Origin of the sequence: Streptomyces sp. NPDC006235 (genome assembly GCF_040613735.1) — a bacterium.
Taxonomy (GTDB): domain Bacteria; phylum Actinomycetota; class Actinomycetes; order Streptomycetales; family Streptomycetaceae; genus Streptomyces.
Genome location: NZ_JBEXSR010000010.1, coordinates 127,649 through 142,623, shown reverse-complemented (window position 1 = coordinate 142,623; position 14,975 = coordinate 127,649). Strand labels below are relative to the sequence as shown.

The following is a 14,975-nucleotide window of genomic DNA, read 5'->3' as shown; positions in this document are numbered from 1 at the left end:
TGCCTGTCCAGCAAAAAAAGACCATCAATCCATGCGTCTGGCGCATGAATCGAGGCGCTCGACGGCGACTCAGGCCCAGGACACGCCCGGCGGCAGGTCCCGGCCCTGGGCGCGGAAGTCCTCGAGCGTCTCCAGGAAGTGCTCGGTGACGCGCGGGAGGGTACGGCGGGCCCGCAGGGCGATGTCGAGGCGCCGGTCGACCACGGGCTCGACGAGCGGCCGGAACACGAAGGGCCCGGTGCCCAGCAGCGGCAGCACCAGGGCGGGCAGCGCGCTCACGCCGAGTCCGGCGGCGACCAGTCCGCCCACGGTGGCGACACTGCCGGCCTCCGCCGCCGGCACGGAGTGCGCGTCGACCTGGCCGAACGCGGCGTCCGTCAGCCGCCGTACGCTCGAGTCCCGTCCGACGGCGAGGAACGGTTCGCGGGCCAGGTCCGCCCAGCCGACCTCGCCGCGTGCGGCGAGCGGATGGTCCTCGCGCAGGACGGCGACGAAACGGTCACGCACCAGAGGCCGGTGCTCCAGCCGCGCGGGCGGCAGGCCGACCGTGGTGATGGCGAAGTCCGCGTCACCGGACAGGACCCGGTCCAGTACGGCCCGTTCCAGTCCGTCGAGCAGGCGAACGGCCACGCGCGGCCGGCCGGTACGGAAGCCGGAGATGACCTGCGGAAGCAGCACGGCGGCGACGGAGGGCAGGGTGGCGACGGCGACGGTGCCGGACTCGCCGAGCAGGAAGCGGTCCAGTTCGTTCATCCCGGCCCGGTGGGCGCTGAGGATCTGCTCGGCGATCCGCAGCGCCTCGGTGCCCGCGGCGGTCAACTGCACGTTGCGCGTGTCGCGTTCGAGGAGCTGGGCGCCGACCTGCCGCTCCAGGTCGGCGACCGCGCGGCTGAGGGACGACTGCGAGACGCCCAACCGGGCGGCCGCCGCGGTGAAACTCGTCGCCCGGGCGACGGCCGCGTACGCCGTGAGTTGACGCAGGGTGGCATCCATGGCCGGGAAGCGTACGCCCGGGCGAGCCGATTGATGCGGGGATCGCATGGACAGATACCGGTTTGATGCTGGACAGGGATCGTGCGGCGCTCGGACACTCTCGGCTATCCCCGTACGCCCCGTCCCGCCCCGCTCTCCGCGCCGGGAACCGCGACCCGAGAAAGCGAGCCACCATGCCGGCAGCCCTGGGCTTCGCCACGATCGCCCTGTTCCTGTTGCTCACCATGACCAAACGGGTCTCGGTGCTGGTCGCGCTCGTGGTGCTTCCGGTGCTCGCGGCGCTGGCGGCCGGATCCGCGGGCGAGTTGGGCGGGATGGTGCTCGACGGACTGTCGAAGGTGGCCCCGACCGGCATCATGATCGCCTTCGCCGTGCTGTACTTCAGCCTCATGGTGGACCGGGGTCTGTTCGATCCACTGATCCGCCGTCTGCTGCGGCTGGCCAAGGGCGATCCGCTGCGCGTCACCGTCGCAACGGCAGTCCTCACGCTGTGCGTGGCCCTGGACGGGGACGGTGCCTCCACGTTCCTCATCACCGTCTCCGCGCTGCTGCCCGTCTACCGGAAACTCGGCATGAGTCCACTGGTGCTGTCCGGGGTCGTCTGCCTGGGGGCGGGCGTGATGAACATGATTCCCTGGGGCGGGCCGACGGTGCGGGCCATGGCGGCGCTGAAGCTGGAGAGTTCGGACGTCTTCACGCCCGTGCTGCCCGCGATGGGGGTCGGGATCGCGTGGGTCCTGGTGGCGTCCTGGCTGATCGGCCGCCGGGAGCGGCGGCGGCTCGGCGCTCTCACCGGGCCGGGCGCGAAGACCGCGACAGGAGAGCCGCTTGCCGCTACGGCCACCGGAGAGCCGCTTGCAGCTACGGCCGGCGACGAACCGGTTCCCGCGAGACCCCCAGCCCCCGGTGACGGGCCGGGTGCCGTCCGGGTCGCCGTGCCCACGCCGCGCTGGCTGACGCTGTTCAACCTGCTGCTGACCGCCGTGCTCATCGTGGCGCTGATCCTGGAGGTCATGCCGCTGCCGGTGCTGTTCGTCCTCGGGTTCGCGGTGGCTCTCCTGGCCAACCACCCCACGTGGGAACAGCAGCAGGCGCTGCTCGACCGGCACGCGAAGAACGTCGTGCTCGTGACCATCATGATCTTCGCGGCCGGTGTGTTCACGGGCGTCCTCACCGGGACCGGGATGATCGACGACATGGCCGAGGCGCTCGTGTCCGTGATACCGGACTCCCTCGGCGGCCATCTGCCGGTCCTCGTGGCCGTCACGGGCATGCCGCTGAGTCTCGTCTTCACCCCGGACGCCTACTACTTCGGTGTCCTGCCCGTCCTCGCCGAGACGGCGCACGGTTTCGGCACCGACCCGGCCGAGGTCGCCCGGGCCGCCATCCTCGGCCAGATGACGACGGGCTTCCCGCTCAGCCCGCTCACCGCCGCCACGTTCATCCTGGTCGGCATGAGCGGCGTCCAGCTCGGCGAGCACCAGCGCTTCATCTTCCGCTGGGCCTTCGCCACCACACTCGTGATGACCGCCGCCGCCGTCCTGACCGGCGCCCTCTCCCTCTGACGGAGAATCGGCATCCCGCCCCCCGGGGGGAACCGGCCGGCTACCGGTCCGCCGATGAGGCCAGACGGTCGAGCTGGGCGGCGGCCGTCGCCGCTTTGCGGTCCGCCTCGCGGACGCGGCGGTCGGCCGTGCGCGCCCGTTCCCGGGCCGACCGCTCGGCGAAGCGGGCCTGCTGGTGCTGCTCCCTGGTGCGGGCCAGCTCCTCGCCGAGTTCGTCGACGCGCTGCTGGAGGCGGTCCACCTGCTGTTTCGCCTCCTGTGCGGCCTGGGCGGCGGCCGCCGCCTCGTCCTTCAGCGCCCGCAGCTCCCGGTCGGCGGCCTCGGCCTCCCGGCGGGCCTGCGCCAGCCGTCGCCGCTGTTGCTCGCCGGCCTTCCGGTCCGGACGGGACGGGGCCGGCGCGGCGGACGTGCGGCGCTGCGTCGTGGCGCTGTCCGGGACGGCCCTCTCCTTGACGGCGCTCGACGCGGCGGCCGGAAAGCCGACGGCGGCACTGAGCGGCTTGGCCAGCCTGCCGCTCGCCCATGCCTCGGCGGCCTCGGGGGCGGCCAGAACGGCGTGCAGGGTGTTCTCGACCTCGCGCTGCACGCCTTCGCCGATCGGATGTCCGGCTTCCGCGGCGAGCTGTCGGGCCTGAGCGGACAGGGCGCGGATGAGGGCGTGCTGCTGCCGGCTCAGTTCGCGCAGCTGGGTACGGTCCAGCGACTGGTGGGCCTGCCGCAGCCCTTCGCCCAGGCGGAGCAGGGGCTCGACATCGCCGGGCCGGCTGCGGACGAGGAGGTTGCTCGCCCAGGCCGCGAGGCTGGGTTTACGCAACGCGCCGATCCGCTCGGCGAGTTCCCGGTCGCCGGCCGTGCGGGCGGCGGCCACGGCAGAGGAGCGGGCGGCCGTGAACTCCTCCGGTCGCAGGGCGTACAGCTCGTCGGCCACAGCGTCGAAGTCCATGAGCGTCCCTTTCGCATGGAGGCGCTGTTCCGATCATCCCAGGCGAGGCCTTGAAGGGCTCGTGGAGTGCGGCATTCCGGCGGGGCGGAACGCTCCGGGGGTACCCCGTTCATGATCCGGAAATCGACGGTTTAACATATGAGCGCCGCCTAGCTCGAAAGATGGATCTGTGACTGTCAACGACGACTCGTTCACCAACTGGAAGAACCGCGAGGAGATCGCGGAGTCGATGATCCCGATCATCGGGAAGCTGCACCGGGAGCGGGACGTGACCGTCCTGCTGCACAGCCGCTCCCTGGTGAACAAGTCGGTGGTCAGCATCCTCAAGACCCACCGGTTCGCCCGTCAGATCGCCGGCGCTGAGCTCTCGGTCACCGAGACGCTGCCGTTCCTGCAGACCCTGGCCGAGCTCGACCTCGGGCCGTCCCAGATCGACATCGGCATGCTCGCCGCGACGTACCGCGAGGACGACCGGGGTCTGTCGGTCGCCGAGTTCACCGCCGAGGCCGTCGCGGGTGCCACCGGGGCCAACAAGATCGAGCGCCGCGAGGGCCGGGACGTCGTCCTGTACGGCTTCGGCCGCATCGGCCGGCTCGTGGCGCGGCTGCTGATCGAGAAGTCCGGTTCGGGCAACGGCCTGCGGCTGCGGGCCATCGTCGTGCGCGGCGGGGGCGAGCAGGACATCGTCAAGCGCGCCTCGCTGCTGCGCCGCGACTCCATCCACGGCCAGTTCCAGGGCACGATCACGGTCGACGAGGCGAACAGCACGATCGTCGCCAACGGCAACGCGATCAAGGTCATCTACGCGAACGACCCGTCGGAGATCGACTACACGGCGTACGGCATCAAGGACGCCATCCTCATCGACAACACCGGCAAGTGGCGCGACCGCGAGGGCCTGTCCGAGCACCTGCGTCCCGGCATCGACAAGGTCGTGCTGACCGCGCCCGGCAAGGGCGACGTCCCGAACATCGTGCACGGCGTCAACCACGACACCATCAAGCCGGACGAGCAGATCCTGTCCTGCGCCTCGTGCACCACGAACGCGATCGTGCCGCCGCTGAAGGCGATGGACGACGAGTTCGGGGTCCAGCGCGGGCACGTGGAGACCGTCCACTCGTTCACCAACGACCAGAACCTGCTGGACAACTACCACAAGTCCGAGCGCCGGGGCCGCAGCGCGCCGCTGAACATGGTCATCACCGAGACGGGTGCCGCCTCCGCCGTCGCCAAGGCGCTGCCCGACCTCAAGGCGAAGATCACCGGCAGCTCCATCCGGGTCCCGGTGCCGGACGTCTCCATCGCGATCCTCAACCTCCAGCTCGCGCGCGAGACCACCCGCCAGGAGGTCCTCGACTACCTGCGCGAGGTGTCGCTGACCTCGCCGCTGAAGCGCCAGATCGACTTCATCAGCGCCCCTGACGCGGTCTCCAGCGACTTCATCGGCTCGCGTCACGCCTCGATCGTCGACGCCGGCGCCACCAAGGTCGAGGGCGACAACGCCATCCTCTACCTCTGGTACGACAACGAGTTCGGCTACTCCTGCCAGGTCATCCGTGTCGTACAGCACGTGTCCGGGGTGGAGTACCCGACGTACCCGGCTCCGGCGGTCTGAGCCCTCCGCCTGATCCCCGAGGACCACGCGGGGCGTGTCCGGCTGGCACGCCCCGCGTTCTCATGCGTCAGGAGCGGGTCAGCTCGATCCTGTACTGCCGTGCCTTCGAGCCGTCCTCGCTGTTCACGGTGACGACGGCCACGCGTGACGACTCCTTGCGGACGGTCACGTCCGCGTACGGGTCGCGCGGCGTGGCGGTGACCTTCGCCCGGTCCGGGTGGCCGGTGCTCACGCGGTAGCCGGTCCTCTCCGGGTCGAAGTCGTCGATCGCCACGCCGTCCACCTCGACCGACGCGGCGGCGGCATCCGCCGAGGCTCCGGGTGTCCTGGCGAACAGCTCGATCTCCCCGAGGGTGATGTAGCCGCCCGGCCGGGCCGTCATCACCACGCGCACCCCGGTCACCGGGCCGGATGCGCGCACCGGGACGTCGGCGACGGGTGTGCCCTCGGTACCGACGGGCACGGTCTCGCTCGCGTCGGTCCAGGTGCCGTCGGCCCCGCGCACCTGCACCTTGAGGGACGCCGCGAAGCTGACGTTGGTGCCGTCGCGGTGGAAGTGGGTCACGACCCGGGTCAGATCGCGTGCCCCGGGCAGGGTGAAGGTGATGGTGTCGGACGGGTTCTTCGTGCCGGACCTCCAGTTCGACCAGGCCTTCTCGGAGGTGTTGCCGTTGCGCAGGCCCTCGGCGGAGTACCCGCTCTCGGTGTAGGTCGCGCCGACCGTCACGCCCTCGTCGGGCGCGGCGTTCCTCTCCCGGGGTGCGGTGACCTGGACGCGTACGGTCGCCGCCGCCGCGGTGCCGCCGGGGATGTGGGCGGTGCCGCGCAGGGTCACCACTCCGGCGTCGTCGAAGACACCGTCGGGTGCGGGGTCCCAGGTGACCGGCAGCTCGGCGGTGCCGCCGTGCCGTCCGAGGCCGGTGACGGTGGCGGGCAGGCCGGGCCGTCCACCGGTGTAGGTCTTGGCGCGGGCCGGGAGGGTGGAGGCGATGGTGTCCACCGTGACGACCGCCTCGGCGCGGACGGTCCGTCCGAGGGCGTCGGTCACCCTGCCCTTCACCCGCACCGTTCCGGGCTTGCTCCAGCGTGTCTCGGAGGGCAGCGTCCACCGCACGGGGAGGGCGCCCCGGGCGCCGTCCCGGAAGACGGGCGTCACGGTGCCGGGCAGTTCGGGCGCGCGGCCGGGGACGGTGAACGCCTTGGCGGGCTCGGTACGCAGCACCGTCTCGTCGGTCACGGCCCAGCGCTGGTTCGCGGTGGAGGTGGGGAGCAAGGCCGACACGCGGGCGCCGTCCGCCGTCGACTGTCCGACGACGTCGAGCAGCCGGCCCGTGGCGGCGTTGACGAAGGTCCAGGTGCCGTCCCCGGTGGTCGACATGATCCACTGCGCGGCCGGTGTGTCGGTGTCTTCGAGAACGGCCTCGTCGTCCCGTACGGCCAGGCGTCCGCCCGTCTCCGCGTTCACGAGGGCGTAGCGGTCACGGTTGCCGTCCCCGCGGGTCAGCTTCTTCACGGACCACAGCTGGGACTTGGCGGCCTGGTCGGCCGTGCGGACGACGACACCCTTGCCGTCGGCGGACGGGGCCAGGGACTTGCCGCTCTGGGCTCCCTGGAGGCGGTAGACGTGGCCGGGTTGGACGAGCGCGGCGTCCTCGGCGGTGCCGGACACGCCGTCGACGAGGAGGGTGGTGACCGACTTCGCCGGGACGGTCACGGTCGCGGAGTCGTCCTTCACCTTCACCGGAGTGCCGCGGACGAGCGCTCCGCCGGCGCTGGTCACCACGGGCGTGACGGTGGCACCGGGGGCGACGCGCTTGAACCGCGAGAGGTCCAGGGTGACGGCGCGCGGGGTGGTGCCGCTGTTGACGTGCACGACGGTCGCCCCGCGGCCGGACTTGCGGACGGCGGCGACGCTGGAGGGGTCGTCGGCCTTGACGAAGTGGTCGCCGGGCCGGATGTGGTGGGTGAAGTTGCGCAGGGTGTGGAACTTGGTGTTGGCCTTGATCGGGCAGGTCTCCAGGGTGTCCTTCGCGGTGCAGTTGAACGGGATGTGGATGCTGCCCCAGTTCTTGCCGGCTGCCGCCTGGGGGATGGAGTCCTCGACGGGCTGCCACAACACCCAGGCGGACGGCTCCAGTTCACGGATGTCCTCGACGACCCGGGTGGCGATGCCGAGCCCCGGTTCCATGCCGGTGAAGTCGGTGCCGGTCCCCCAGGTGCCCTCGACCTCGCTCATCCAGAACGGCTTGTCCGCGGCCTTGGCGCTGTCCCGGGCGCTGGTGCGCATGCCGGTGCCGTACGTGTGCACGTTGAGCTGGTCGACGGCGGCCCGGGCGGAGCTGTCGTAGGCATTCCAGTTGCGCACGAAGGTGCTGGGGTTGGTCTCGTCCATCGCGGAGATCGTCGCGCGGGTCCTCGACTTCTCCAGTGCGCGCTGCAGGGCGAGGACGACCTTCTGCTGGAGCTCCGGGCCGGCGTGCGCGCCCTCCTGGCGGCCGCCGGTGGGCTGTCCGTCGGGGCCGATCTGGGTGCCCCAGTAGTTGGTGTTGGGCTCGTTGAGCGGGGCGATGGTGTCGAACTCGATGCGGTGTTTCTTCTCCAGTTGCTCGGTCACCTTGACCAGGTAAGTGGCGAAGTCGTCGACGCGGTCGGCGCGTATCTGGTCGGTGTTGGCGTCGAAGCCGCCCGAGACGTAGCCGCTGACGGTCTGGAACCAGGGCGGGGAGTTGCTGAACGCCTCCCAGCGGGTGACCTTCTTCTTGACGCGGTCCACCCACCAGCGCTGGCCCGGGTCGGCGGACCAGTCCCAGTGGTCGGGGTTGTCGGGGTTCCACCAGTCGGTGTCCTGTCTGGTGGTGCCCTCGGGGGCCTTCCAGAAGCCGTCCATGGTCGCGCCGGTCTTCATGTAGTCCTTGCGGACGTCCGGGGCGTTGCCGCCGCCGATGTTGTAGCGCGCGATGTTGAGGCGGAGGCCGTCCTCACCGAAGAGCATGTCGGCGAGCTTCTGCCGGATGGGTTCCGGGTAGCGGCCGGTGATGTTGGCGAACCAGACGAGGCTCGTCCCCCACCCCTCGAACTCCTGCTGCCGGTAGGACGGGTCGATCCGTACCGTGACCGCGCTGCCGGGCGGTTCGGCGGCAGCGGCAGGGGGTGCCGTCATGAGTCCCGCACCGAGGACCAGGGGGATGCCGACCGCCAGTGCCCGGGCGGGGCGATGTCTGCTGGACATGAATTCCCTTCGAGAGCGAACAGAACCACGCAGAACCAATCGAGTTTCCCGAATGTTTTAGGACGGCAATCAACACGTCAAGAGGTAGGGCGCGTTGGGAACCGACGCACACCTCTTGACGCGCTCCGCCTTGCCAGCCCAATAATGATCGCCCACAGATCGTCCACATATCTAAACGATGTTCTCTGTTGTGTACGCGAGCGAACGCGGGAGGCGTAGTGAACGCGGCAGGCGCAGTGACCGGTTCAGGCTTATCCCGCAGTCGTCCGATGGTCGCGTCCCTCGCCGTCCTGCTCGCCGTCTCCGGCTGCTCGGTGGCCGGGGCCGACCCCATCGGTGGCGGCCCCGACACACTGCGCATCGTCCTGCCCGAGGAACCGCCGACGCTCGAACCGTGTGACGCCTCGCTGACCGCGACGGGCCGGGTGACACGCGCCAACATCACGGAGGCGCTCACCGAGCGCGAACCGTCCACCGGACGCCTGGAACCCGCCCTCGCCACCAAGTGGACCCGCGATTCGGCCACGTCGTGGACCTTCACCCTCCGCAGGGGTGTCACCTTCCACGACGGTTCGCCGTTCACGGCGACAGCGGCCGCGTTCTCCGTCAAGCGGGCCACGGACTCGGGGATCGACTGCAACGTCGACGGCTACATCTTCGCGGACAGCGAGGTCACCGCCACGGCCGTCGACGACACGACGCTCCGGGTCGCCACGGCGAAGCCCGACCCGATCCTGCCGCTGCGCCTGTCCTTCGTCGAGATCGTGCCGACGAGCACCGACCCCGACTCCCGGGTCCGCGAGCCGGTCGGCACGGGGCCCTACCGGATCGACGAGTGGAACCAGGGCCGGTATCTGCGGCTCAAGCGCTTCCCCGGCTACTGGGGCAAGACCCCCGACTTCAACGCCGCCACCTATGTCTGGCGCGCCGAGGGCAGTGTGCGCGCGGCGATGGTGACGAACGACGAGGCCGATGTCGCGATCGGGCTCGCGCCGGAGGACGGGGCGGGCGACCGGGCCGTCGAGTTCGCCACCAACGAGGTCTCGTACCTGCGGATGGACGCCACCAAGCCGCCCTTGAACGACATCCGGATCCGGCGGGCCGTCAACTACGCCATCGACCGGGAGGGTCTGGTCACGGCGGTCTTCGCCGGCCGGCCCACCGGTCAGCTCGTGGCGCAGGGCGTCACCGGCCACAACCCGCGCCTGCGGCCGTGGCCCTACGCCCCCGAACGGGCCCGGAAGCTCGTCGCCGAGGCCCGCGCCGACGGAGTCCGCACCGACACCACCATCACCATCATCGGCCGCAACGGCATCTACCCGAAGGCCGCCGAGGCGATGGAGGTCGTCCAGGACGGTCTGATCAAGGCCGGGTTGAAGGTGAGGATCAAGATGCTCGACGTCAACGCCTGGCTGGAGTACCTGCTGCGCCCCTTCCCCGCCGGCGACACCGGCCCCACCCTGCTTCAGGCGCAGCACGGCAACCAGGCGGGGGACGCCGCGTTCACGATGGCGCAGATCTACGGCAGCGAGGGCGCCCAGAGCAGCTACGGCACGGACGCGCTCGACACGCTCATCGAACGGGCCGAGCTCGCCTCGGGCGGGAAACGGCAGCAGGCGTTCGCGGACGCGTTCACGTACCAGAACGACAAGGTCGTACGGGACGCCGTCATGGCCAACATGACCGGACTGCTGGCCCTCTCCCCCAAGGTCCGCTACCGGCCCGATCCGTCCACCAACGACGAGATGCGGCTCGCCGACATGCGGCGCGCGGACTGAGGGAGGACATCACGTGCTGACCCTGCTGCGCCGCCGCGCGGTCTCCAGCGTCGTGCCACTGCTCGTGGTGGTGCTCGGCGTGTTCTTCCTGGCCCGCCTCACCGGCGACCCCGCCAACCTGTACCTGCCGCTGAGCGCGACGCCCGAGATGCGGGCCGAGTTCGCCGCCCGCAACGGCCTGGACGACCCGCTGATCACCCAGTTCGGCGACTACCTCGCCCAAGTCGTCCATCTCGACTTCGGCGAGTCGCTGCGCACCGCCCAGCCGGCCGGCGAGGCCGTCCTGCGGGCCTTCCCCGCCACCCTCCAACTCGCCGGCTGGACGATGCTGCTCGCCATCGTCGGCGCCGTGGTCATCGGCAGTTTGGCGGCCTACCGCCCGAACTCGGCGACCGACCGGATCGCGAGCTTCCTGTCCTCCACGGCGGCCAGCGTCCCCGACTTCTGGATCGCCATCATGGGCGTGCTGGTCTTCGCGGTCACCCTGGGCTGGCTGCCCACCTCGGGCACGAGCGGCGCGGCGGCGTGGGTACTGCCCGTGGCCACGCTGCTGATCCGGCCGTTCGGCGTGCTGGTCCAGGTGGTGCGGGGCGCCATGGTCTCCGCGCTGTCCGCGCCGTACGTGAAGGTGGCGCGCGCCAAGGGGGCCTCCGAGCCCCGGGTGGTCTTCGGGCACGCCCTGCGCAACGCGGCCGCACCGGCGCTGACCGTCGCCGGTGATCTGGCCGTGGGGCTGGTCAACGGGGCCGTCGTCGTCGAGACGATCTTCGGCTGGCCCGGCATCGGCAAGCTCATGATCGACTCGGTGCTCCAGCGCGACTTCGCGGTGCTTCAGGCGGCGGTGCTCCTGACCGCTCTGGCGATCTTCGCCCTCAACATCCTGGTGGACCTCTGCCACGCGCTGCTCGACCCGCGGGTACGGCAGCGGGCGGCGGCATGAGCCAAGGACGGGACATGCTTCAGAAAGCCACACCCGAGGCGGGTGTTACGACCGTACGGCGCCGGTGGTTCACCCTGCTGCTCCGGGACCGGTTCGCCTGCGCGGCGGCCCTCGTCCTGGTCCTGGTCGCGCTGTGCGCCGTCCTGGGTCCGCTGCTGGCCGAGGACCTGGCGACCCGGCAGAACCTGCGCGCCCCGGGCCGGCCGCCCTTCAGCCTCGACCACGGCTGGGCCTTCGTCCTCGGCAGCGACTCCCTCGGCCGGCCCGTCGCGGCGCGGCTGCTGACCGCGGCCGGGACGACACTGGCCGTGGCGGTACCGGCCGTGCTGTGCTCGCTGCTCATCGGTTCGGTATGGGGCATGTGGGCGGGGTATCACAGCGGTTGGCGCGAGAACGTGTCGCTGCGGGTGGCCGACGTGATCCTCAGCTTCCCCTCCCTGCTGCTGGCCGTGGTGGTGCTGTACGTCTTCTCGCCGAGCGCGGCGAGCATCGTGCTGGTGCTGGCCGTCGCCCGGATCCCCGTGTACCTGCGCACGGCCCGGGCCGAGGCGGCGGAGCTGCGCAGCCGGCTGTTCGTGGACGCGGCCCGCACGTTCGGCACGGGCGGTTGGGCGACCATCCGCCGGCATGTCGCGCCGAGTGTGCTGCCGACGCTGCTCACCGTCGCCGCGCTCGACTTCTGCTTCGTGATGCTGGCCGAGTCGTCGCTGAGCTTCCTGGGCATCGGCATCCAACCGCCCGACGTGAGCTGGGGGTTGATGGTGGCCCAGGGGCGGCAGGAGTTGCAGAGCGCGTGGTGGATCGCGTTCTTCCCGGGGCTCGCGATCGTCCTCACGACCGTCTCGGCGACCGTTCTCGCCTCCTGGGCACGGATGACGACCGACCCGGGGCAGCGGTGGCGGGAAGGGGTTCGGCGGAGTGGGCGGCGTGCTCGGTGGTCTCGCCCGGCAACGCGTGGCTCCGCCGTCGCTGAACCGGACACGGCCGTTGCTCCCGGCGGCAGCCGTCCCACCGGCACCGAACAGTCGGCAGCGGCCGACGTCCTGGTCGTGGACGGCCTGTCCGTCGACGTCCACACCCCGACCGGGCCCGTCCATGTCGTCCGCCGGGTCGGCTTCTCCGTGCGGTCGGGCGAGACGCTGGCGCTGCTGGGCGAGTCGGGCTGCGGCAAGAGCATGACCGCCCACGCCGTCGCCGGTCTGCTCGACCCGGTCGCGGAGGTGGTGGGCGGGCAGGTGCGCCTCGACGGCGAGGATCTGCTCGGGCTCGGCACACGGGCCAGACGCCGGCTGGCCGGCCCCGGTGTGGCCATGGTCTTCCAGGACGCGCTCAGCGCGCTCAACCCCGTCCTCACAGTCGGCACCCAGCTCGCCGAGCCGTTCCGCATCCACGAGGGCCTGTCCCGGCGCGCGGCGAAGGCGAGGGCGGTGGAGCTGATGGAACGCGTGGGCATCCCGGAGGCCCGGTCCCGCGCGGACGCCTATCCGCACCAGTTCTCGGGAGGGATGCGTCAACGCCTGCTGATCGCGACGGCCGTCGCTCTGCGGCCGAACGTCCTGATCGCCGACGAGCCCACGACGGCCTTGGACGTCACCGTGCAGGCGCAGATCATGGACCTCCTGCGCGCGTTGCGCGGCGAACAGCGGACGGCGCTCGTCCTCATCACACACGACCTCGGGCTCGCCGCCGAGCACGCGGACCGGGTCGCCGTCATGTACGCCGGGACGGTGGTCGAGACCGGGCCGGTCGCCGAGGTGTTCGGCAGGCCCCACCACCCCTACACACAGGGCCTGCTGGCGTCCGTACCGGCCGGGCAGCACCGGGGCTCCCGGCTGAGCTCCATCCCGGGGAGCCCGCCGGACCCGGGCGCGGTGCCGGCCGGCTGCGCCTTCCGTACGCGCTGTCCCATGGCCCGGGAGCGCTGCACAACCCACCGTCCGGCGCTGACCGCCACCAGGCCCGGCCGGGCGGCAGCCTGCCACTTCGGGAAGGAGCTGGCCGATGCCTGACCACGGGCCACTGCTGGAGGCCGCGGGGCTGACCAAGACCTTCACGGTCCGGCGGACCGTACGGGGCGGCACCCGGCTGCGGGCACTGGACGGGGTGGACCTGACCCTGGGGCGCGGGGAGACCCTGGGCCTGGTCGGCGAGTCCGGGTGCGGCAAGTCCACGCTGGCCAGGGTCCTCCTGCGGCTGGAGCGGCCCGACGCGGGCACCGTGCGGTACGAGGGAGTCGATCCCTTCACGTTGTCGGGTGCGGAGCTGCTCGCCTGGCGCCGGAAGGTGCAGATGGTGTTCCAGGACCCGTTCGGTTCGCTCAACCCCCGTCTGTGCGCGGCAGATCTGATCGGCGAGCCCTGGCTGACCCACCGCGGTCTCGTCCCCACGTCGAAGCGGGCGGCCCGCGTGGCCGAGCTGCTGGAGATGGTCGGCCTGCGTGCCTCGGACGCGAGCCGTCACCCGCACGAGTTCTCCGGAGGGCAGCGGCAGCGGATCGGGATCGCCCGCGCCCTGGCGCTGGAGCCGGAGGTGATCGTCTGCGACGAGCCCGTCTCCGCCCTGGACCTGTCCGTGCAGGCGCAGGTGCTCAACCTCCTGTGCGACCTGCGGGACGAGCTGGGACTGTCGTACGTGTTCATCTCGCACGACCTGTCCGTGGTGCGGCACCTCGCCGACCGGGTCGCCGTGATGTATCTGGGCAAGATCATGGAGACCGGCCCGACGGAGGAGGTCTACGAGCGGCCACGCCACCCGTACACGGAGGCGCTGCTGTCGGCGGCCCCCTCCCCCGTGGCCGGCGGCGGGCGCAAACGGCAGCGCATCCTGCTCACCGGTGAGATCCCCTCCCCGGCCGACCCGCCGTCCGGATGCCGCTTCCGGACCCGGTGCCGGCAGGTACGGGACCTGTGCGCCGAGGAGGTCCCCGCGCCGCCGCCCCCGGGTTCCGCGCACGGTGCGGCGTGCCACTTCCCTCTGGAGGAGGCACCACCGGTGGCTGTGTGAGGGCGGCGCCGTCGTCAGCCGACGGGATCCACCAGGAACTCCTGGTCCCGTGACCCCGTGCAGCGCTGCTGGGCGATCTCGGCGCCCGCCGCACGGTCGTCGGCGCCGTTGACGCCGAGACACATCCCGTTGTGCACCACGTGAATCCGGTATCCGTTCCCCTTGGGCTCCTTGGGCCCCAGGGCGGGCCGGATCCTGGACCGACCTGGTTCCGGGCTGTCGATGCCGGTGGTCAAGGTGGACGCCGAGGAGGAAGCGAGGCCCGCTGCGACCCCGGCCCCACGCGCCGCCGCGTCCCGGCCGCCCTCCTCGCCGGGCAGCAGCGCCCAGGCCCCCACAGCGGCGAGCAGCAGCCCGGCGGTGGCGGTGGCGGCGAGAGTTCGTCGGCTTCGCACTGGGCCTGCGACCGGCGCCGGGGACGGGTTCGCGGCCAGGATCTCGGCTGTTGACAGGGCAGAGTGTTCCGGCGGCCCCTCGGGCTCCGGCCCTTCGTCGGCCGGCGTCGGCCCTTCACTGTCAGGCTTCGACCCTTCACCGGCAGGCCTCGGGCCCTCACCCTCAGGCCTCGGTCCGTCCTCCGCCCGCGGCGGCGGTTCGGCGGCGGCCAGCCGGTCTCTGGCCTCCAGCCACGTGTCGGTGTCCTCACCCCTCCCGCACGCACGGACGAACGCGGCGACCACCGCCGCACGCGGCAGCGAGTCCCGGCGCAGCGCGTCGGCCACGGTGCTGCGCGCGAGCACGTCCCCGCGCCGTTCCGCGCTCGCTTCCAACTGGCGGTAGGTCAGGCCGGCCTGTTCCTTGAGCCGTCGCATGCATGCCACGAACTCGGCGGCGCTGCGCGCCTCCTGCGGTAACGGACGCTCTCTCCCCATGTCCGGCCATCCTCGTCCCGCCCTCGGCGGTGGACAA

At 71.6% G+C, this 14,975-nt stretch carries 10 protein-coding genes; 6 read left to right on the top strand and 4 right to left on the bottom strand.

What is annotated here, in order from left to right; genetic code table 11:
• Positions 1–69: 69 nt before the first annotated feature.
• Positions 70–993, bottom strand: a complete 924-nt coding sequence (locus ABZ192_RS15245; RefSeq protein WP_356924971.1) for a LysR substrate-binding domain-containing protein — start codon at positions 991–993, stop codon at positions 70–72.
• 173 nt (positions 994–1,166) lie between these two features.
• Here ABZ192_RS15245 and ABZ192_RS15240 point away from each other — a divergent pair, with 173 nt between their 5' ends.
• Positions 1,167–2,558, top strand: a complete 1,392-nt coding sequence (locus tag ABZ192_RS15240; RefSeq protein WP_356924970.1) for an SLC13 family permease — start codon at positions 1,167–1,169, stop codon at positions 2,556–2,558.
• 40 nt (positions 2,559–2,598) lie between these two features.
• Here ABZ192_RS15240 and ABZ192_RS15235 read toward each other — a convergent pair whose 3' ends face one another.
• The gene (locus ABZ192_RS15235; protein WP_356924969.1) at positions 2,599–3,501 is read right to left on the bottom strand and encodes a hypothetical protein; all 903 of its coding nucleotides are present in this window, start codon (positions 3,499–3,501) and stop codon (positions 2,599–2,601) included.
• Positions 3,502–3,670: 169 nt separating this feature from the next.
• Between ABZ192_RS15235 and ABZ192_RS15230 the strand changes: the two genes are divergently transcribed.
• Positions 3,671–5,116, top strand: a complete 1,446-nt coding sequence (locus tag ABZ192_RS15230) for a glyceraldehyde-3-phosphate dehydrogenase (protein ID WP_356924968.1) — start codon at positions 3,671–3,673, stop codon at positions 5,114–5,116.
• Between the two features lie 67 nt (positions 5,117–5,183).
• On the opposite strand, the gene ABZ192_RS15225 is transcribed toward ABZ192_RS15230, so the two are convergent.
• Positions 5,184–8,345 carry an RICIN domain-containing protein gene (locus ABZ192_RS15225; RefSeq protein ID WP_356924967.1) on the bottom strand — a complete coding sequence of 1,054 codons (3,162 nt, stop codon included), beginning with the start codon at positions 8,343–8,345 and terminating at the stop codon, positions 5,184–5,186.
• 269 nt (positions 8,346–8,614) lie between these two features.
• On the opposite strand from ABZ192_RS15225, the gene ABZ192_RS15220 reads away from it, so the two are divergent.
• From ABZ192_RS15220 to ABZ192_RS15205, 4 genes are read left to right on the top strand one after another with little or no spacing between them, the layout of a single operon-like run.
• The gene (locus ABZ192_RS15220; protein ID WP_356924966.1) at positions 8,615–10,123 is read left to right on the top strand and encodes an ABC transporter substrate-binding protein; all 1,509 of its coding nucleotides are present in this window, start codon (positions 8,615–8,617) and stop codon (positions 10,121–10,123) included.
• Positions 10,124–10,136: 13 nt separating this feature from the next.
• Entirely contained in the window at positions 10,137–11,063 is a 927-nt protein-coding gene (locus tag ABZ192_RS15215) for an ABC transporter permease (protein ID WP_356924965.1), read from the top strand.
• Positions 11,064–11,077: 14 nt separating this feature from the next.
• A complete protein-coding gene (locus ABZ192_RS15210; protein ID WP_356924964.1) occupies positions 11,078–13,072 on the top strand; it encodes a dipeptide/oligopeptide/nickel ABC transporter permease/ATP-binding protein in 1,995 nt (664 codons plus the stop codon).
• Positions 13,065–14,066, top strand: a complete 1,002-nt coding sequence (locus tag ABZ192_RS15205; protein ID WP_356924963.1) for an oligopeptide/dipeptide ABC transporter ATP-binding protein — start codon at positions 13,065–13,067, stop codon at positions 14,064–14,066. Before ABZ192_RS15210 ends, ABZ192_RS15205 begins: the two co-directional genes overlap by 8 nt.
• A gap of 14 nt (positions 14,067–14,080) precedes the next feature.
• Here ABZ192_RS15205 and ABZ192_RS15200 read toward each other — a convergent pair whose 3' ends face one another.
• On the bottom strand, positions 14,081–14,938 hold the full coding sequence (locus ABZ192_RS15200; protein WP_356924962.1) for an RICIN domain-containing protein: 858 nt from the start codon (positions 14,936–14,938) through the stop codon (positions 14,081–14,083).
• Between the last annotated feature and the right edge of the window lie 37 nt (positions 14,939–14,975).